Consider the following 18,410-nt stretch of genomic DNA (forward strand, 5'->3'; position numbering starts at 1 on the left):
GTCAGCGGCCCAGGTACCGCGGCTGCTGCTTCGCGAGGAAGGCCTCGACCGCGATGGAGTGGTCCTCGGAGGCCCCCGCGCGGGTCTGGAGGACGTCCTCGCGCTCCAGGGCCTCGGAGAGGCTGTGCGAGGCCCCGTACGCCAGGGACTCCTTGACGGCCGCGTAGGCCACCGTCGGGCCGGAGGCCAGGGTCCGGGCCACCTTCTCGGCCTCCGCGCGCAGCGACTCCGCGGGCACCAGCCGGTTCACGATGCCCAGCTCGAAGGCCTCCCGCGCCTTGACGGTGCGGGGGAACAGCAGCAGGTCGGAGGCCCGGGAGGCGCCGATCAGCCGGGGCAGGGTCCAGGACACCCCGGAGTCGGCGGTCAGCGCGACCCCGGCGAAGGAGGTGTTGAAGGACGCGGTCTCGGAGACGACGCGGAAGTCCGCCGCGAGCGCGAACCCGAAGCCGGCGCCGGCGGCGACGCCGTTGACCGCGGCCACGACGGGCTTGGGCATCTCCGTCAGGGCCCGCACGATCGGGTTGTAGTGCTCGGAGACCGTGCTCATGGTGAGCGTCGAGCCGTTCTCGCGGTCCGCGGCGAGGTTGCCGATGTGCTCCTTGAGGTCCTGGCCCACGCAGAAGGCCCGGTCGCCGGCGGCGGTGAGCAGCACCGCCCGTACGGCGGTGTCGGCGGCCGCCGCCTGGACGGCGTCGCGCAGCGCGACCTTGGCCTCCGTGTTCATGGCGTTCATCGCGTCGGGCCGGTTGATCGTGACGGTCGCGAGTCCGTCGGTCACTTCGTAGAGCACGCTGTCGGCCATGGCGGGGGTCCCCCTTCGTCGCGGGCTTGGCTACCGGCCGGTACCGGCCGGTGCAAGGGCCAGCATGGCGGACGTGACCGGGGGCGGGCATGTGATGTGCGTCAAACAAAGCGGAGCCCCACCCCCGGGGGCGACGGCGAAGTATCGCAGGCGGATCCCCGAAATGAGTGGTTTTGGTCGCGCGCGTTGCGCAAGCGTTCCCTTCCGATGTTGGTCATCGGGTCCTGACATGCGGGATAATGGCTGGGAAGCAATGTGTTCGATGCCGGGTACTAGGCGCCTGAACGGGGCCGTCGGCTGACGATGAGCTGGTTTCAGGAAGGGGAACGAGCATGGCGGCCATGAAGCCGCGGACGGGCGACGGCCCGCTCGAGGTCACCAAGGAGGGGCGAGGCATCGTCATGCGCGTACCGCTCGAGGGCGGCGGTCGGCTTGTCGTCGAGCTGACGCCGGACGAGGCGGACGCCCTGGGTGACGCCCTGAAGAAGGTCGTCGGCTGAGCCCCGACCCTTTGATCTTGCCCCGCCCCTGCCGCCCCGCGGCGGGGGCGGAGCTGTTTTCATGGCGCCGCTCGCGCGGTGCGGCGCCGGGGCGCCTGTCGCCTCAAACGCCGGCGGGCCTATGGACAGCCCCGCCGGCGTTTGAGGCGCGGGGGTCTGGGGGCGGAGCCCCCAGGAGGGGTGCGCAGCCCGGGGAACGGGCGAAGGGCGGGTAGGGGACCAGCCCCGCGCAGCGGGCTACCGCCGGACGGCGCAGAGGAGCCCGTCCCCCACCGGGAGCAGGGCGGCTTCCAGCGCCGGACTCTCCCGCACGCTGCGCAGCAGCTCCCGCACCCGGATCACCTCCACCGGCTGGGCCGCCGAGTCGACCGTGCGCCCGTCCGCGAAGACGCCCTCGAAGCACACCAGCCCCCCGGGACGCAGCAGCCGCAACGATTCCGCGAGGTAGTCGAGGGACTCGGCCGGGTCACCGTCGCAGAAGACCAGGTCGTACCCGCCGTCGGCGAGCCGCGGCAGCACGTCCAGCGCCCGCCCCGGAATGAACCGCGCGCGGTTCCCCGCGAAGCCGGCCGCGCGGAAGGCCTGCCGGGCGAAGGCCTGTCGGTCGGGTTCGGGGTCCACCGTGGTCAGGACCCCGTCCGGCCGCATCCCGTGCAGCAGGTGGATCCCCGAGACGCCGGTCCCCGTGCCGATCTCGGCGACGGCCTTGGCGTCCGCGGTGGCGGCGAGCAGACGCAGCGCGGCCCCGGTGCCGGGGGACACGGACCGCAGGCCCGCTTCCCTGGACCGGTCGCGGGCCCATCGCAGAGCGTCGTCCTCGGCGACAAACGCGTCGGCGAACGCCCAGCTCGTCTGCCGGTTGCCGCTAATGACCCTCTCCTGTCCCCATAGTTGGCGCAACGGTGACTGTATCCGCTGACGTCGGGAACCCGCAGATGGGACCGGGCGTTGGGAGGGTGAGAGGCGGGATAGAGGGGACGGCTGCGGGCAGATCGGCGGTCCGGACCCCGAGCTCCGTGCAAAGTTACTGCAAAAATGCTTATCCAGAGCTGACGGGAGGGGTGGCTATGGTAGGGGCTCCACTGGACACCACCAGAGCCGACAGGGGAGGTGCGGCTGCGCCTGTGGATCGTGGAGGCGTCCTCAGACGTCTCTTCTGGTCGGCGGGTGAGCCGAAATCCGTGACCTACACCGCTGACCGCTTCCACACCGCCCACACCGCGACCACCGCGACCTTTGCCGCCGACGCGGGCTCCCAGGCGTGGACCCCTCCCTCGTGGGAGGAGATCGTCAGCACGCACAGCGCGCGGGTCTACCGCCTCGCCTACCGCCTGACGGGCAACCAGCACGACGCCGAGGACCTGACGCAGGAGGTCTTCGTCCGCGTCTTCCGCTCGCTGTCCACCTACACGCCCGGCACCTTCGAGGGCTGGCTGCACCGCATCACCACGAACCTGTTCCTGGACATGGTGCGCCGCAAGCAGCGGATCCGCTTCGACGCGCTGGGCGACGACGCCGCCGAGCGGCTCCCGAGCCGCGAGCCGTCCCCCCAGCAGGTCCTGCACGACACGCACTTCGACGCCGACGTGCAGCAGGCCCTGGACACCCTCGCGCCCGAGTTCCGCGCCGCCGTGGTGCTCTGCGACATCGAGGGCCTGTCCTACGAGGAGATCGCCGCCACCCTCGGTGTGAAGCTCGGCACCGTCCGCAGCCGCATCCACCGCGGCCGCTCGCACCTGCGCAAGGCGCTCAAGCACCGCTCCCCCGAGTTCCGCGCCGAGCAGCGCGCGCTGGCGGGCGTGGCGGTGGGCGCGCCGGGCGCCGGGGGAGAGGGCGGAGCCGAGTGAGCGGGGCGAGTCCCTCCCCCGCCGAACAGCACCTGGGCGACCGGCTCGCCGCCCTGGTGGACGGGGAGTTGAAGCACGACGCGCGCGAGCGGGTGCTGGCGCACCTGGCGACCTGCGCCAAGTGCAAGGCCGAGGCCGACGCGCAGCGCCGGCTGAAGACCCTGTTCGTGGAGAGCGCACCGCCACCGCTGTCGGCCGGCCTGCTGGCCCGGCTCCAGGGGCTGCCGGGAGCGGGCCCGGACGGGCCCGCCGGGCCCCCCGGTCCGGGCGGCGGACCGGGGGCTCCGCTCGCGCCCCCGGCTCCGGGCGTCGACCCGTTCTCCTCGTTCGGGTACTCCGCTCCCGCCGCCCCCCGCGAGGGCTTCCGCATCCACGAGGTGGGCCGGCCCAGACGCCGCTTCGCCTTCGTGGCGGCGGGAGCCGTGTCGCTGGCCGCGATCGCCCTCGGCGGCTCGCTGCCGCTGGACGGGGTCGAGCCGAACCCCCGGGGGGAGGCCCCCGCGACCAGACCCGGACCCGCGGTGCCGCTGACCGACGCCTTCGTGCGCGACCGGGTCCCGACCCCCGGCGTGACGACCGGCCCGGTCCCGGTGGGGCAGCTGCCGACGGCGGCCTCCTCGGCCCCGGCGACGGCCCGGCCGGTTTCCCTCTCCCGCTGACCCGGGCCCCCGAGGGCCCGGGTACCTGGTTGAATCTGCGGCACACGCGCCGCCCCGCGGTGCGCCAGGCCCGCGGGGGAGCGCCCATGTCCGACAGTCAGCAGAACGGTCCGGCTCCGACATGGTGGAGCCGGCCCGCCGCCGTGCCGGAGCCCGGACCGGACGCGGACACCGGCCGGACCCCGCCCGCCCCCGCCCCTGACCCGGCCCCCGGTTCCGCTCCCGGCCCCCGCTACGACCCCTGGGCCGCCGGCCCGTACCAGGTCGTCGACCAGGGCAGGGCGCCCAACGGCGCCCCCGCGCTGTGGCGGCTGGCGGTCGTCGGCGCGGTCATCGCCCTCCTCGCGGGCTGCGCCGGCGGCTACCTCGGGATCCTGGCCGAGCGGCGCACCAGCACCCGGCTGGAGCTCCCGCAGGCCGCCGCCGACGCCAAGGACCGGGCCCCCGAGAGCGTGGCCGGCATCGCGGCCACCGCCCTGCCCGGCGTGGTCACCCTGCACGTCAGCGGGGGCGGCGGCAGCGGCACCGGAACCGGCTTCGTCCTCGACGACCAGGGCCACATCCTGACCAACAACCACGTCGTCGCCGACGCCCGCGACATAACGGTCACCTTCAGCACCGGCGAGAGCGTGCGCGCCGAGCTGGTCGGCCGCGACGGCGGCTACGACCTGGCCGTGGTGAAGGTCAGCGGGGTCCGCGGCCTGCGCCCGCTGGCGCTCGGGAACTCCGAGAACGTCCGCGTCGGCGACCCGGTGGTGGCCATCGGCGCCCCCTTCGACCTCTCCAACACGGTCACCTCGGGCATCATCAGCGCCACCGGCCGCCCCATCACGGCCGGCGGCGGCAAGCGCGACGGCAGCGACATCAGCTACGTCGACGCCCTCCAGACCGACGCCCCCATCAACCCCGGCAACTCCGGCGGCCCCCTCCTCGACTCCCGCGCCCACGTGATCGGCATCAACAGCGCCATCCGCGGCGCCGACAAGGGCGAGGACGGCGAGGACCCCACCCGCCAGAGCGGCAGCATCGGCCTCGGCTTCGCCATCCCCGTCAACCAGGGCAAGCGGGTCGCCGAGGAGCTCATCCGCACCGGCCGCGCCACCCACCCCGTCATCGGCGTCACCCTGGACATGGAGTACAAGGGCGACGGAGCCCGGGTCGACGTCAAGGGCGAGGACGGCAAGCCCTCGGTCGTCGCCGACGGCCCCGGCGCCCGTGCCGGCGTCCGGCCCGGAGACGTGATCACCAAGGTGGACGGCGTACGCGTGCACGGCGGCGACGAGCTGATCATCAAGATCAGGGCCCACCGGCCCGGCGACCGCCTCGCCCTGACCGTTGTGCGCGACGGCGGGGAACGCACCCTGGAGGTGGTCCTCGGCTCGGCGAGCGGCTCCTGAGCGGCCCTCCAGGCCCCCGGGGGGGCGGTCCCCCGGCAACCGGTCCGCCACACGAACACCGGATGACGCCCGGGTGAATCCGGGACCGGTCGCGCACCGGCGTAGGGGAGCGCAAGGAACGCCGGGTACCGTTGACCGGGCCGGAAGTGGAGAGAGCCGAGGAGCGGCAAGGTGTTCAACGACATAGGCGCACTCGAGCTGGTCACGATCGTGGTGCTCGCCATCCTCGTCTTCGGCCCGGACAAACTGCCGAAGGTGATCCAGGACGTCTCCGGCTTCATCCGGAAGATCCGCGCGTTCTCGGACAACGCCAAGCAGGACATCCGCTCCGAACTGGGTCCCGAGTTCAAGGACTTCGAGTTCGAGGACCTGAACCCGAAGACCTTCATCCGCAAGCAGCTCACCGAGAACGAGGACCTCCGGGAGCTGCGCGGCAGCTTCGACCTCCGCAAGGAGCTGAACGAGGTCACCGACGCGGTGAACGGCCGCGAGAGCGACCTGCCGCGGGCCGGCGCCGCGCCGTCCGCCACGCCCGCCGCCGGTAGCGGTCCGGACCTGCTGAAGAAGCCCGCCGCACCGGCCCAGGAGCCCCGCACCCCCTTCGACGCCGACGCCACCTGATCCGCAGCCTGCCCGTCGATCCGGGACCGGATGGCTATCCTCCATCTGTCCGGACCCAGGCCGCCCGCGGAGGGGGGTCCCCCCAGCCAGGCGAGGGGGTGGGCCGTTCCGGACCCCACGGAACGAGAGGCCGCCATGGAGACGACGAGCAGCAGCCGGGTGGGCGTACAGCCCGCCGAAGCGTCCGAAGCCGCACCCGCGCCGGCCGGCCCCCCGGAACACACCGGCGGGCAGGACGCGCCCGGACAGCCCCCGGAAGCCGCCGCACCCTTCCCGAAGGCCCGCCGGGGAGCGGCGGGCTACCTGAGCGCCGAGTTCCCCTGGTACGGCCTGGACGGGGCCTTCAGCGGCCCCCGCTGGCTCATGCAGGTCGGCACCGGCGCCGACGGCAGCGTGGAGCACGGCTCCACCGGCCACGGCGACGAGCCGTCCGCCCGGGGCGAGATCGCCACCGGCGAGAAGGACCGCTTCGCGGTGGTGATCACCGTCGCCGGCAACCCGCAGCGCCGCAGCGGCGACGGCACCGGCGTCCTGGAGGCCACCTCGGTCTCCTCGGCGGCCTGGCTGGCCGGCTCGGGCCTGCTGTCCTACAGCTGGCCGCCGCAGATGGACCACACCCGGCGCGCCGACTGGCTCGACCAGCAGACGGAGGCCGCCTGGGAGCTCGCCGACGACCTCGCGGGGCCGGACTGGTCGACGCTGTCGCTGCCGGTGGACGGGGAGCCGATGCCGTTCCACTACCGCGAGTCGGAGTTCGGCTGGGTACTGGCCGGCTCCACCGGCAGCGGGGTGCACCTGGGGGCGTACGGGCGGGGCATGAGCGCGTACGGGCTGGGCTTCTCGGCCATCGACCTCGCGGCGTACGAGTAGGCCGGCGCGGGCGGTCGTTCCGCAGGGTCCGCGCAGCGCGGAGGGGCACCACCGCCAGGTGGTGCCCCTCCCTGGAACTTGTTGCCTAGAACTTGTTGCGCGGCGTGATGCCCAGGCTCATGCCCGAGAGGCCGCGCGCGCGGCCGCCGAGCTTGCCCGCGATGGTGCGCAGGGCCGCGCCCGCCGGGGAGTCCGGGTCGGACAGCACGACCGGCTTGCCGTCGTCGCCGCCCTCGCGCAGCCGGACGTCGATCGGGATCGTGCCGAGCACCGGAACCGTCGCGCCGACCGTCTTGGTCAGGCCGTCGGCGACCTTCTGGCCGCCGCCCGAGCCGAACACGTCCACCATCTCGTCGCAGTGCGGGCACGGCAGGCCCGACATGTTCTCGACGACACCCACGATCTTCTGGTGCGTCTGCACCGCGATCGAGCCGGCCCGCTCCGCGACCTCGGCCGCCGCCTGCTGCGGGGTGGTCACGACCAGGATCTCGGCGTTCGGCACCAGCTGCGCGACCGAGATCGCGATGTCGCCGGTGCCCGGCGGCAGGTCCAGCAGCAGCACGTCCAGGTCACCCCAGAACACGTCCGCCAGGAACTGCTGCAGCGCCCGGTGCAGCATCGGGCCGCGCCACACCACCGGGGCGTTGCCCGGGGTGAACATGCCGATGGAGATGACCTTCACGCCGTTCGCGGACGGCGGCATGATCATGTTCTCGACCTGGGTGGGCTTGCCGTCCACACCGAGCATCCGCGGCACGCTGTGCCCGTAGATGTCCGCGTCGACCACGCCGACCTTCAGGCCGTCGGCCGCCATCGCCGCGGCCAGGTTGACCGTCACGGAGGACTTGCCCACGCCGCCCTTGCCGGACGCGACCGCGTAGACGCGGGTCAGCGACCCCGGCTTGGCGAACGGCACCTCGCGCTCGGCGGTGCCGCCGCGCAGGGTCGCCGCGAGCTCCTTGCGCTGCTCGTCGCTCATCACGTCCAGCGAGACGGCGACGGAGGTGACGCCCGCGACCTTCTCGACGGCCTCGGTGACGTTCTTGGTGATGGTCTCGCGCATGGGGCAGCCCGACACCGTGAGGTAGACCGTGACGGCGACGGCGCCGCCCTCGCCGATCTCCACCGATTTGACCATGCCGAGCTCGGTGATCGGCCGGTGGATCTCGGGGTCGTTGACCGTCGCCAGCGCGTCCAGGATCGCGTCCTGCTCCGGCGCGGCGGCGGAGGGTGTCTCGGTAGCCATGCCCCCGATGGTACGGCTCGGTAGCAGGGCCCGGGTAAGCCGATCAGCGGTCGCCTTCGTCACTTTCACCCGAGAACAAACGCCGTTCGTCCATCTCCTTGATCAGGTCCTGGAACTCCGAGCGGATCCAGTCGCGGGTGGCGACCTCGCCCAGGCCCATCCGCAGCGCCGCGATCTCCCGGGTCAGGTACTCCGTGTCCGCGATGGAGCGCTCGTTCTGCTTGCGGTCCTGCTCGTGGGTGACCCGGTCCCGGTCGTCCTGCCGGTTCTGCGCGAGCAGGATCAGCGGGGCCGCGTACGAGGCCTGGAGCGACAGCATCAGCGTCAGGAAGATGAACGGGTACTGGTCGAAGCGCAGGTGGTCCGGGGCGAACACGTTCCACAGCACCCACACCACGATGACCAGGCTCATCCAGACGATGAACCGGCCCGTGCCCAGGAACCGCGCCACCCGCTCCGACAGCCGCCCGAACGCCTCCGGGTCGTACTCGGGCAGCAGCTTGCGGCGGTCCGAGCGCGGCTGGTCCAGCCGTACGCGCGAGCGCGTCAGCGCGCTCGCACCCGCGGGCGCCGCACTCCTCGCCCGTTCGGCGGAACGTTCCGTCCGCTCGTTGCGGAGCCGCTCGGCCGCCTCCTCCAAGCGCTCCGAGAGCCCCTCCCGGGCATGCTCGCGCCGCTCCCGGCGCCGCTCGCGCCCCGCATCGCCGCGCCCGCGCTCAGTGCCCACGCAGGGCCTCCTCGGAATGGAAGTCCGTCTCCCGCCAGTCGTCGGGCAGCAGGTGGTCCAGGACGTCGTCCACCGTCACCGCGCCCAGCAGCGAGCCGCTCTCGTCCACGACGGGCGCCGCGACCATGTTGTACGCGGCCAGGTAGCTCGTCACGGCGGGCAGCGAGGCGTCCGGGCGCAGCGGCGGCAGGTCCGCGTCCACCAGGGAGCTGACCAGCGTGAACGGGGGGTCCCGCAGCAGCCGCTGGAAGTGCACCGTCCCCAGGTACTTGCCCGTCGGCGTCTCGTCCGGCGGCCGGCACACGTACACCTGCGCGGCCAGCGCCGGCGACAGGTCCGACTTGCGCACGCGGGCCAGCGCGTCCGCGACGGTGGCGTCCGGGCGCAGCACGATCGGCTCGGTCGTCATCAGACCGCCCGCGGTGTTCTCCTCGTACGACAGCAGGCGCCGCACGTCGGCCGCGTCGTCCGGCTGCATCAGCGTCAGCAGCCGCTCCTTCTCCTCCTCCGGCAGCTCGGAGAGCAGGTCCGCCGCGTCGTCGGGGTCCATGGCCTCCAGGACGTCGGCGGCGCGCTCCTCCTTCAGCTTCCCGAGGATCTCCACCTGGTCGTCCTCGGGCAGCTCCTCCAGGACGTCCGCGAGCCGGTCGTCGTCCAGGGCGTTGGCCACCTCGGCGCGCCGCTTCGGCGTCAGGTGGTGCAGGACGTTCGCCAGGTCCGCCGGACGCATCTGCTCGAAGGTCGCCACCAGGCTCTCGGCGCCCTGGCCCTCCTCCTCCAGGGAGAAGCCGGTGACCGCCGACCACTCCACGGTCAGCGTCTCGCCGCGCCGGCGCAGCGCACCGCCCTTGCCCTTGCGCACGAAGATCCGGTCGATCTCCCAGTCCCGGCGGGCCGGCAGCTGCTGGATGGCCACGTCCAGGACGGTGACCTCCTCGCCGCCGTCGACCAGGCGCACCCGCCGGTCCAGCAGCTCGCCGAGGACCAGCCGCTCGGTGGGGCGCTGCTCGAAGCGCCGCATGTTGACCACACCGGTCGTGATGACCTGGCCGGACTCCACGCCCGTCACCCGCGTCATCGGCAGGAAGATCCGCCGCCGGCTGACGACCTCGACCACCAGGCCCAGCAGCCGGGGCGGGCGGCCGCCGACCCGCAGCATCGCGACGAGGTCGCGGACGCGGCCGACCTGGTCGCCGTTGGGGTCGAAGACGGGCACACCCGACAGATGCGAGACGAAGATCCGCGGGGCGCCTGCAGCCATCCGTGCGCCTCCTAGAGCGTCCATCAACAGTCGTGCCGTGCCTCAGGCTAGCCCGTGGCGGGCGAAGGCGTCCTGGTGGGGCCGTCCGGCCGGGGTGTGTCCGGGGGTCCGCCGGGGCCGCGCCCCCGGACGGGTACGCTGCCTGCTGCCGCAGACCCCGACGGAAGGCACCCGCCCGTGACCGCCCACACCCCCGCCGTACGGCTGCGCCGGGCCGCCTTCATCGGTGTCCTCTGCGCGGGCCTCGCCGTCGCCGGTACGGGCTGCGCGGAGAAGAAGGACCCCGACAAGGGCACGAACGGCGTCGGCAAGCTCGCCGCCGACAAGATCGAGGGCCAGGCCAAGGCCGCCGCGACCGCCGCGAACTCGGTCCACCTGGCCGGCACCCTCGTCACCGGCGGCAAGACCTTCACCCTCGACATGCGGCTCAAGGCCGACGGCGGCTCCGGCGAGGTGAAGTCCGCCGAGGACACCTTCCAGCTGCTGCGGGTCGGCGAACAGCTGTACCTGAAGGCCAGCGCCGCCTTCTGGGGCAAGTCGGACTCCGCGGGCAAGCTCGGCGACAAGTACGTGAAGGTGCCCGAGGCAGACCCCTCCTACAAGCAGTTCCGCGGCTTCACCGACATGCACGTCCTGCTGGACGGCCTCCTCGGCCTCCAGGGCAAGCTCACCAAGGGCGCCTACACCACCGTCGGGCACACCCGCGCGGTCCCCGTCTCGGCGGACGCGGGCAAGGGCGGAAAGCTGTCGGTGTCCCTGGAGGGCACCCCGTACCCGCTGCTGATGGAGCGCGCGGGCGGCGCCGGCCGGGTGGAGCTGTCCGAGTGGGGCAAGCCCTTCCCGCTGGAGGCTCCCGCGCAGGACCAGACCGTGGACTACGGCAGCCAGCTGCCGACCACCAAGGACGGCAAGGGCACCGCCCCCGGCGCCTCCCCGGCGCCCTCGAAGTCCTCCGGCCAGGGCGCCGACCCCAAGGGCTGAGCGGCGACGGCCGCTAGCGCCTGGCCTTCTTCCGCTTCAGCAGCAGCTTCGGCAGACCCGCCGGGATCGGCCTGCGGGTGACCGCCGGGGAGCCCACCGGACGCGCCGCCAGCGAACCCGTCGGCAGCCCCTCGGCCACCGCCACCGGCTCCAGGCGCAGCAGCCGGCACTCCCGGGCCCAGCGCTCCGTCATCCGCTCCGAGTCGGGCGCGTTCAGCCGCTTGCCCTTCAGCTCGGCGACGGCCGCCTCCCAGGACTCGCTGCCGGGCACGAGTTCCCGTACGGCCGCGGTCCAGCCCACGAGCCGGCCGCCCTTGTCCTTGCTGCGTACGGTCACCTCCGCCGAGGCACCGTCCGTGAGCCCGGGGAAGGGCTGCTCGCCGGGGCCGTCACCGAGCACGTGCGCGGCGCCGTCCACCCAGGCGTGCCACAGGGCCCGGTCGGCACCGCCGCCGCGGACCCAGATCAGGCCGGACTTCTTGGAGGCCTCCTCGACGAGGGCCAGGTCGAGTGCGCTGAGAGTCATGCGCACAGCGTAGGCGCTGCGCTCCCGCCCGCTACAGCCAGCCGTTGCGCCGCAGCGTCCGGTGGATCGCGAAACAGCTGCCCACGATGGCGGCCATCACCAGGGGATAGCCGTACTTCCAGTGCAGCTCGGGCATGTGGTCGAAGTTCATCCCGTACACGCCGCAGATCATCGTCGGCACCGCGACGATCGCCGCCCAGGAGGTGATCTTGCGCATGTCCTCGTTCTGCGCGACCGACGCCTGCGCCAGGTTCGCCTGGAGGATGGAGTTCAGCAGCTCGTCGAAGCCGATGACCTGCTCGTGCACCCGGGCCAGGTGGTCGGCCACGTCCCGGAAGTACTTCTGGATGTCCGGGTCCACCAGCCGCATCGGCCGCTCGCTCAGCAACTCCATCGGCCGCAGCAGCGGCGACACCGCCCGCTTGAACTCCAGCACCTCCCGCTTCAGCTGGTAGATCCGGCCCGCGTCACCGCCCCGGGCGACCCCCTTCGCGGGAGCGGCGAAGACCGCGCTCTCCACCTCGTCGATGTCGTCCTGCACCGCCGCCGCGACCGCGATGTACCCGTCGACCACGTGGTCGGCGATCGAGTGCAGCACCGCCGACGGGCCCCGCGCCAGCAGCTCCGGGTCGTCCTGGAGGCGGTGGCGCAGACTCCGCAGGGAACCCTGGCCGCCGTGCCGGACGGTGATGACGAAGTCGGGGCCCGTGAAGCACATCACCTCGCCCGTCTCCACCACCTCGCTGGTCGCGGTCAGTTCGGCGTGCTCCACGTAGTGGATCGTCTTGAAGACCGTGAAGAGGGTCTCGTCGTACCGCTCCAGCTTCGGCCGCTGGTGCGCGTGCACCGCGTCCTCCACCGCCAGCGGGTGCAGCCCGAACGTGGCGGCGATCCCGGCGAACTCGTCGTGGGTGGGCTCGTGCAGCCCGATCCAGGCGAAGCCGCCGTCCTCGCGCACCCGGCGCAGGGCCTCACGCGGCGTCAGACAGTCCCCCTGCGCACGCCGCCCGTCGCGGTACACGGCACAGTCGACCACCGCACTGCTGGCGGAGGGGTCGCGGGTGGTGTCGTAGCCGGGCTGGACGGGGGTGGACTTGCGCAGCGCCGGACGGACGGCGGCACGGAGGTAGGGCAGCATCGACATGGCAGGCTCCTTCTCGCGCACGGCTGCGGACCGTACGGGTGGGAGGTCCCCCCGCGACGGCCGGGGGCTGGCAGCCCGGGGCCCACGGAGGGAAACAGGACGGGAGGACAAAGTTCTGCCGTCGCTCTTCTGCTGATCAGAAGATCAAAGAGGGCTGGAGGAGCCCTGGAAGGACGCCGAAGAGCGGCTGGTACTGCACGATCGACTTCGGTCCATCGCAGCCCCACCTCCTCCGGCCGGTCCCCCGTGGGGGACGTCCTGTCGCCGGAGCCCTGAAACAACTCTTCTGAGTGCGGCCCCGACCAGCTGTCAACACTATCAGCCGACGGATGGTCAAGACCCGCCCTTTACCCGGCGGATACGAGTTCTATGCTCGCTCCATGGCAGAAATTCTGGCCCTCGTCGAAGCCCGGCTGCGCAGCACGCTCGGCGAACCCGACGCCCGCGCCTCCGTCACCTTCCTCGGCACCGACCGCATCGAGGTCCTCCGCTTCACCGACGGCGACCTCGTCCGGTACGCGACCCTCGGCATGTCCGCCCACCCCATGACCGACCCCACCGCCGTCGTCGCCGACCCGGTGCGCGGCCCGCGCGCCGAACTCGTGCTGACCGTGCGGGCCGGCCTCGCCCCCACCGACAAGCTGCTGCGGCCCCTGGCCGTGCTCGCCGCCTCCCCGATGGTCGAAGGGCTCGTCGTCGCCCCCGGCGCCTCCCTCGACGTCGGCGAACCGCTGTGGGACGGCGCCCCGTTCACCTCCGTACTCGTCGCCGAACCCGGCGGACTCGTGGAGGACCTCGACCTCGACGAGCCCATGGATCCCGTCCGCTTCCTCCCGCTGCTCCCCATGACGGCGAACGAGGCCGCCTGGAAGCGGGTCCACGGAGCCGCCGCCCTCCAGGAACGCTGGCTCGCGCGCGGCACCGATCTGCGGGACCCTCTGCGTACGGCCGTCGCACTGGACTGAGCCCGGAGTGTGCCTGGAGTGAGCCCGGAGTGAGCCCGGACGGGTGATCGCGTCTTGACGGCGCCCCGGGCGGGGAGGAGCGTGCTTCTTATGAGGGGCGAACCGAGTTGCCCGAAGTGCGGTGGCCGGGTCCGTGCGCCCGGCCTCTTCTCCGACTCCTGGCAGTGCGCGGTGCACGGCGCCGTCCACCCGCTACAGCCTGTGATCCCGCCCAGCGTCGAAGGGCTGGAGGTCGTCGTCAACCGGGCGAACGTGCCCGTGTGGATGCCGTGGCCGCTGCCGGTCGGCTGGCTCTTCACCGGCGTCGCGAGCGCCGGCGACGACCGCAGCGGGGGCCGCGCCACCGCCGTGGCCTGCACCGGACCGGGACCGCTCGGCGGGCTCGGGGAGCTGGTGCTGATCGCGGAGGAACTCGGCGTCGGCCTCGGCTCCCGCTTCGCCGGCATCGACGCCCCTGACCCGGGCCCCTACATCAACGTCTCCGCCCCGCCGCACGCCAAGGTCGTCGCGGCGGGCCGCCCCACCCCGCTGTGGCACGTCAAGGGCGCCCCGGACGACCGCGCCGTCTTCGCGGGTGAGGCCCGCGGCCTGTGGCTGTGGGCCATCGTCTGGCCCGAACAGACGGGCCTGCTCATGTACGACGAACTCGTCCTCACCGACCTCCGCGACGCGGGCTCGGAAGTCGAACTCCTCCCCTGCGGCGCCCTGAGCCCACGCATCCTGGGGTAGGGGGGCGGGCGTACGGGGCTTGCGGCTCGGGCCCGCCATCTCCCCCTCGACCCCGTGGGGTCGGGCGGGGGTTGCCCACCCGCCCCCTCGTCTGCGGGCCGGCGGTGCGGGGGCGGTGTCCCCCCGGACGGTCTCAGGGAGGGTTGGGGGCTTCCCGTCAGTCCCATCGTCCTTCCGTGTCGTGCCGGCCTGTCAAGGGCGCTCCTTCGTCGCGTCGCTACGCGATGGCCTTCGGCCACCCTTGACAGGCCGACCCGCCCCGGAAAGCCGAAAGACTGCCGGGAAACCCCCAAAGAAACGGGACGGACGATCCTTGGAGGAGCGGGTCCCTCAGCGCTGAGACGAGCGGCCGGGCGCCGGCCTGCCGGGCATCCGGGCCCTCAGCGTCCCGATTCGGGGCCGGTTGCCCGGCTACCCGCACGAAAGGTTGATCAGAGCCCCCTGGGAAGCCGATAGGCGCGTCAGATCGCTACGCGCTCCTCTTTTCTCGGCGTCCGGCGACCGCCTTGGGCTGATACACGCACCAGGGGTTGATCAGAGCAGCCCAGAGAGCCGAGAGGCGCGACACATCGCTACGTGCTTCTCTGGTCTCGGCGGCCGGCGGCGGTCTTGGGTGTCATTCTTGGTCCAGGGTCTCGATCGCTTTGACCACCAGGGATCGGGCGTGTGCGCCGTACACGGCCATGGATCTCAGTTGTTCGAAGGCCTTGAGGTAGACGGCGATCTCCGATGGCTGGGTGATGTTGACCTCTGCGGAGAGGAGTTCCACCGATACGAGGGTGTCGTCGTAGACGTGGAACGTCTCCACGGGCCACATCGAGCGCGGGTTGACCGAGGTCGGGATGATGCCGAGGGAGACGGCGGGTAGGGCTCCGGCTGTGAGCAGGTGGCCGAGCTGGGCGGCTGTGGCGGCCGGGTCGCCCATGCGGTAGTACAGGGCGGCTTCCTCGATGACCAGGACGGCTCGGCGTCCTGGCCGGTGGACGACGCGTGAGCGTTCGACGCGTGCGCGGGCGGCTTCGAGCCCGCCGTCGGGGTATCCACGGAACGCGGCGATGGTGCTGAGCAGGCCGCCGGCGTAGCCCTCGGTCTGGAGAAGGCCCGGGACGAGGGTGGAGGAGTAGATCCGAAAGAGCTGGGTGTCTTCGAAGAACTGGGACCAGGATTCCTGGAGCTTCTTGAGGCCGCTTTTGACCTGGTGTCGCCACTCTTTGTAGAGGGTTTCGGCGTTCATGGACTGGGCGATGAGGTCTGTGGCCTCGTCCGGCAGTCCGCACGCATGACACCAGCGTCTTATGTCGCGGGCGGAGGGGGCTGTGCGGGCGTTCTCGATCCGGGACGTCTTGGAGTGGTGCCAGCCACAGACCTCCGCCAGTTCCGCCACGGTCAGTCCCGCGCCCCTGCGCAGGTCACGCAGCCGTACGGCGACGGCTTCGCGGGCGGCTTGCGCAGAGGACGAAGGGGAGAAGGGCATGGGGTTCCGGACCGGTTTCCTGCTGCCTCAGATCTTGTACTCGCCGTGTGGGATGGCGCGCGCCCAGACCGCGTCGAACGCCTGAGCACACAGCTTCGCGACGATCGGATCGTTGGTGATCTCCTCGCCCACGGACGACCCGTCACCGGCGAAATGATTCCACTGGACCCACTCGCCGTCGAACAGCCAGAAGTCGTTGCCCGGAAGAGCGATGTCCGACGCGCGGCGGCGAGGCAGCCAACGCACCTGCTCGCCTGCCGCGACATTGGTGAACGTGCCGTCGTAGAGGAAGCGCGTGTACTCACTGACGGGTTCGGAGACGACCCTGGCCCGTCTGACGGCGGCGCCACGGCCCACGGTGTCCGCGATCAGGCCGAGCCACGGGCGCCACCAGGAGTCTCGGTCCGCCGGATCGTACCGAAAGCCCCGTCGCCATTCGGCGAACGGACCCTTTTCGTAGTCGACGGCGTAGGAGTCCCGCATCTCCAGGTGCACGGCGCTCGTGCAGGTGGCCATCAGCTCACTGAACGTGGGCGTCGAGGACATCACAGGCCTCTCGGATCATGTGCAGCGCGCGGGCGGGGATCCTGATCACGGCCTCGCCTTCGGGAATTCCCTTGGCGTGCCCGGGGAGTTCGGTGGCCGCGCACTCCGCCTCCAGTTCCGGACTCGGCTTCCATCCCTGGAGTACCAGCTCCTGGTGCTCCACGTCAGCCCAGACGGTCGGACTGTGCATGTCCCCGGTGTCGGGATCAATGCCTACGAACACTAACGCCATGTCAGCCCCCAGTAGCAGCCTGTGCAGTTCTGTGCATGAGAGTCCTGACCCCTGTGCCATACGTCAAGCCCCCTATGTAGCCAAACCCACTGACGGATGACCCGTGTGCACAAATCTGCACATGGCTGGCGATCAGGGTCGATGCCTCAACACGCTGACGTACATCACCCGATGACGACGGCACGGAGGGACACATGGCCACCCGCGACGTGCTCAGCCTCGACACGCCAGACGACCCGCGAGTACAGGTGAGCGCTGTATACGAACCCAGTCAGGACCTGCTCGACCGAGCTCGTGTCGGCTGGGAGCAGTTCCTCGGCATCGCCGACGAGCCGGCCGATGAGTGAGCAGTACGAGTACGTCCCCCACCGCCTCCTGCGCCGTCGTGTCCGCGACATCGCCTCGGGTACCGAGGGCGTGCTGATGGCTGTGGTCAACGAGAACGTCTCCGACACCGGCATCGAGCGCTGGATGGAGCTCGCCTACATCCGCAACTCCTCCGGCCGTGAGTTCACCACCGCTGTCACCAACATCGAGGCGGCCACCGCCTCCAACCCCTGAGGAGAGGTATGTCCACTCCGCTTCCGCCGCCCCCGTGCAGCACCAAGCCCCACACCCCGCCGACCCCCGCCCTGCACGGCCTCTTGGCCGCCCCGCAGCTCGACGCGGTCCGCGCCACCGTCCTGGACGACAACCCGGGCATGGAACCCGAGCTGGCAGCCCGGATCATCACCGAAGCCATCAAGTTTGTCGCCACGGCCGCCCAGGGCGCCGAAAACATGACCCCATCCCGGCTAGTGGACAAGGGCTGGCACGCCCTGATCCTCCACACCGCCCTCTACAGCCAGCTGTGCGCGCACTGGGGCAGCTTCGTCGACCACTACCCCAACCCCCACAACACGGAAGACACGCTGCACCCGGTCGCCCGGACCATCCAGTCGATCGAACGGGCCGGATTCCCCGTGGACCGTCACCTCTGGGACGAACCGACACCCGCCCGGGCCGGCCACCGGTGATCTCCACCGAGTTCACGACCACCACAACCGACGTCGTCACCTGCGAAGCCTGCTGGCGAAACCCCGTCCAGGCCGCCCGCACCACCCACACAACCGGCAGAGACCTCCTCTGCGTGCCCTGCGCCCAGCAGAACAGCCCCACCCGCGTCGACCTCTTCCCACCCCTAGGCGTCTACAAGCTCACCTGGAGGAAGACCACCATGGGAAAGCACCGCAACCCCGGCTACCCCGAACAGCCCCCCAACCCCGGCCCACCCATACCATCACCCCCTCCCACACCGACCCCCGGCCGCCCGCCCGTCTAGAAGCCGGTGCACCCCGGCTGCCCGTATCAGCCCAAGGCGGTCGTCCGACGCTGAGATTCGAGGAGCGCGTAGCGATCTGTCGCGCTTGGGGGCTCTCAGGTCGGTCTGATCAACCTCCCGTGCGGGTAGTCGCGCACCGGCTCCGAATCTCGACTTTTGAAGGCCGGATGTCGGGCGGGCCGGCGCCTGGCCCCTCGTCTCAGCGCTGAGGGACCCGCTCCTCCAAGGATCGTCCGTGCCGTTTCTTTGGGGGTTTCCCGGCAGTCTTTCGGCTTTCCGGTTCGGGTCGGTCGGTCAAGGGTCGCCGAAGGCGATCACGAAGTGACGCGACGAAGGAGCGCCCTTGAGGGACCGGCCCGAACCGGAAGGACGATGGGACTGACGGGAAGCCCCCAACCCGCCCTGAGACCGCCCCGGGAGACACCGCCCACCGCCCCCGCCCGACCCCACGGGGTCGAGGGGGGACGTAGCGGGCCCGCGCCGCGAGACGTGTGCCCCCGCCCGGCGGGGCCGGTTCCGGTTCGGGTGGGCGGTACCCTGGGGTGTCCCCCGTCCGCGT

The 18,410-nt window shown here is 71.9% G+C and carries 21 protein-coding genes and 2 pseudogenes; 13 read left to right on the forward strand and 10 right to left on the reverse strand.

Annotated elements, in window-relative coordinates:
* Position 1: 1 nt before the first annotated feature.
* Positions 2 to 805 (reverse strand): enoyl-CoA hydratase-related protein, encoded by an 804-nt coding sequence (locus D1J60_RS23200; RefSeq protein ID WP_125599846.1) that lies wholly within the window; start codon positions 803 to 805, stop codon positions 2 to 4.
* A gap of 332 nt (positions 806 to 1,137) precedes the next feature.
* On the opposite strand from D1J60_RS23200, the gene D1J60_RS23205 reads away from it, so the two are divergent.
* Positions 1,138 to 1,305 (forward strand): DUF3117 domain-containing protein, encoded by a 168-nt coding sequence (locus D1J60_RS23205; RefSeq protein WP_003966491.1) that lies wholly within the window; start codon positions 1,138 to 1,140, stop codon positions 1,303 to 1,305.
* A 237-nt stretch (positions 1,306 to 1,542) separates the two neighbouring features.
* On the opposite strand, the gene D1J60_RS23210 is transcribed toward D1J60_RS23205, so the two are convergent.
* Positions 1,543 to 2,205, reverse strand: coding sequence for a class I SAM-dependent methyltransferase (locus D1J60_RS23210; RefSeq protein ID WP_125605621.1), 663 nt, complete (start codon positions 2,203 to 2,205; stop codon positions 1,543 to 1,545).
* Positions 2,206 to 2,372: 167 nt separating this feature from the next.
* Here D1J60_RS23210 and sigE point away from each other — a divergent pair, with 167 nt between their 5' ends.
* The 5 genes and pseudogenes from sigE to D1J60_RS23235 all read left to right on the forward strand — a co-directional run bounded on the left by sigE (position 2,373) and on the right by D1J60_RS23235 (position 6,699).
* On the forward strand, positions 2,373 to 3,152 hold the full coding sequence (gene sigE / locus D1J60_RS23215) for an RNA polymerase sigma factor SigE (protein WP_125605623.1): 780 nt from the start codon (positions 2,373 to 2,375) through the stop codon (positions 3,150 to 3,152).
* A pseudogene (locus D1J60_RS38860) lies at positions 3,149 to 3,619 on the forward strand (zf-HC2 domain-containing protein); the annotation flags it as partial. The gene sigE and the pseudogene D1J60_RS38860, both read left to right, overlap by 4 nt.
* 515 nt (positions 3,620 to 4,134) lie before the next feature.
* Positions 4,135 to 5,208: pseudogene (locus D1J60_RS38865) on the forward strand (trypsin-like peptidase domain-containing protein); the annotation flags it as partial.
* A gap of 171 nt (positions 5,209 to 5,379) precedes the next feature.
* A complete protein-coding gene (locus D1J60_RS23230) occupies positions 5,380 to 5,829 on the forward strand; it encodes a sec-independent translocase (RefSeq protein WP_125822405.1) in 450 nt (149 codons plus the stop codon).
* Between the two features lie 135 nt (positions 5,830 to 5,964).
* Positions 5,965 to 6,699, forward strand: a complete 735-nt coding sequence (locus D1J60_RS23235; protein ID WP_125822406.1) for a hypothetical protein — start codon at positions 5,965 to 5,967, stop codon at positions 6,697 to 6,699.
* An 85-nt stretch (positions 6,700 to 6,784) separates the two neighbouring features.
* Here the strand turns inward: D1J60_RS23235 and D1J60_RS23240 are convergent, their stop codons facing one another.
* From D1J60_RS23240 to D1J60_RS23250, 3 genes are all read right to left on the reverse strand, one after another.
* Entirely contained in the window at positions 6,785 to 7,945 is a 1,161-nt protein-coding gene (locus D1J60_RS23240) for an Mrp/NBP35 family ATP-binding protein (RefSeq protein WP_007266355.1), read from the reverse strand.
* A 43-nt stretch (positions 7,946 to 7,988) separates the two neighbouring features.
* The gene (locus tag D1J60_RS23245) at positions 7,989 to 8,495 is read right to left on the reverse strand and encodes a DUF1003 domain-containing protein (protein WP_206436661.1); all 507 of its coding nucleotides are present in this window, start codon (positions 8,493 to 8,495) and stop codon (positions 7,989 to 7,991) included.
* Positions 8,496 to 8,661: 166 nt separating this feature from the next.
* On the reverse strand, positions 8,662 to 9,933 hold the full coding sequence (locus D1J60_RS23250) for a CBS domain-containing protein (RefSeq protein ID WP_125602977.1): 1,272 nt from the start codon (positions 9,931 to 9,933) through the stop codon (positions 8,662 to 8,664).
* Between the two features lie 177 nt (positions 9,934 to 10,110).
* Here D1J60_RS23250 and D1J60_RS23255 point away from each other — a divergent pair, with 177 nt between their 5' ends.
* Entirely contained in the window at positions 10,111 to 10,914 is an 804-nt protein-coding gene (locus D1J60_RS23255) for a hypothetical protein (RefSeq protein WP_125822407.1), read from the forward strand.
* A gap of 13 nt (positions 10,915 to 10,927) precedes the next feature.
* Here the strand turns inward: D1J60_RS23255 and D1J60_RS23260 are convergent, their stop codons facing one another.
* Positions 10,928 to 11,440 (reverse strand): hypothetical protein, encoded by a 513-nt coding sequence (locus D1J60_RS23260; RefSeq protein ID WP_125602979.1) that lies wholly within the window; start codon positions 11,438 to 11,440, stop codon positions 10,928 to 10,930.
* A 31-nt stretch (positions 11,441 to 11,471) separates the two neighbouring features.
* Positions 11,472 to 12,584 carry a magnesium and cobalt transport protein CorA gene (locus tag D1J60_RS23265; protein WP_125822408.1) on the reverse strand — a complete coding sequence of 371 codons (1,113 nt, stop codon included), beginning with the start codon at positions 12,582 to 12,584 and terminating at the stop codon, positions 11,472 to 11,474.
* Positions 12,585 to 12,964: 380 nt separating this feature from the next.
* Between D1J60_RS23265 and D1J60_RS23270 the strand changes: the two genes are divergently transcribed.
* Together D1J60_RS23270 and D1J60_RS23275 are read left to right on the forward strand one after the other, a co-directional pair.
* Entirely contained in the window at positions 12,965 to 13,549 is a 585-nt protein-coding gene (locus tag D1J60_RS23270) for a suppressor of fused domain protein (RefSeq protein WP_007266361.1), read from the forward strand.
* Between the two features lie 90 nt (positions 13,550 to 13,639).
* A complete protein-coding gene (locus D1J60_RS23275; RefSeq protein ID WP_125602981.1) occupies positions 13,640 to 14,278 on the forward strand; it encodes a DUF6758 family protein in 639 nt (212 codons plus the stop codon).
* Between the two features lie 616 nt (positions 14,279 to 14,894).
* On the opposite strand, the gene D1J60_RS23280 is transcribed toward D1J60_RS23275, so the two are convergent.
* Genes D1J60_RS23280 through D1J60_RS23290 form a run of 3 tightly spaced genes read right to left on the reverse strand, consistent with a single transcriptional unit; the run spans position 14,895 to position 16,530 of the window.
* Positions 14,895 to 15,752, reverse strand: a complete 858-nt coding sequence (locus D1J60_RS23280) for a helix-turn-helix transcriptional regulator (RefSeq protein WP_125822409.1) — start codon at positions 15,750 to 15,752, stop codon at positions 14,895 to 14,897.
* Between the two features lie 27 nt (positions 15,753 to 15,779).
* Entirely contained in the window at positions 15,780 to 16,301 is a 522-nt protein-coding gene (locus D1J60_RS23285; RefSeq protein WP_125822410.1) for a DUF6879 family protein, read from the reverse strand.
* The gene (locus D1J60_RS23290) at positions 16,273 to 16,530 is read right to left on the reverse strand and encodes a hypothetical protein (protein ID WP_125822411.1); all 258 of its coding nucleotides are present in this window, start codon (positions 16,528 to 16,530) and stop codon (positions 16,273 to 16,275) included. Before D1J60_RS23290 ends, D1J60_RS23285 begins: the two co-directional genes overlap by 29 nt.
* Positions 16,531 to 16,724: 194 nt before the next feature.
* Between D1J60_RS23290 and D1J60_RS37380 the strand changes: the two genes are divergently transcribed.
* The 4 genes from D1J60_RS37380 to D1J60_RS38180 are packed head-to-tail and all read left to right on the forward strand — an operon-like array spanning position 16,725 to position 17,851.
* The gene (locus tag D1J60_RS37380) at positions 16,725 to 16,877 is read left to right on the forward strand and encodes a hypothetical protein (RefSeq protein ID WP_164720953.1); all 153 of its coding nucleotides are present in this window, start codon (positions 16,725 to 16,727) and stop codon (positions 16,875 to 16,877) included.
* On the forward strand, positions 16,870 to 17,091 hold the full coding sequence (locus D1J60_RS23295) for a hypothetical protein (protein WP_125822412.1): 222 nt from the start codon (positions 16,870 to 16,872) through the stop codon (positions 17,089 to 17,091). Before D1J60_RS37380 ends, D1J60_RS23295 begins: the two co-directional genes overlap by 8 nt.
* A gap of 8 nt (positions 17,092 to 17,099) precedes the next feature.
* Entirely contained in the window at positions 17,100 to 17,546 is a 447-nt protein-coding gene (locus D1J60_RS23300) for a hypothetical protein (RefSeq protein ID WP_125822413.1), read from the forward strand.
* The gene (locus D1J60_RS38180) at positions 17,543 to 17,851 is read left to right on the forward strand and encodes a hypothetical protein (RefSeq protein ID WP_125822414.1); all 309 of its coding nucleotides are present in this window, start codon (positions 17,543 to 17,545) and stop codon (positions 17,849 to 17,851) included. The genes D1J60_RS23300 and D1J60_RS38180 overlap by 4 nt, the downstream gene beginning before the upstream one ends.
* Positions 17,852 to 18,410: the final 559 nt, after the last annotated feature.

Source organism: Streptomyces sp. W1SF4 (genome assembly GCF_003950035.1).
In the GTDB taxonomy this organism is placed as follows: Bacteria; Actinomycetota; Actinomycetes; order Streptomycetales; family Streptomycetaceae; genus Streptomyces; species Streptomyces racemochromogenes.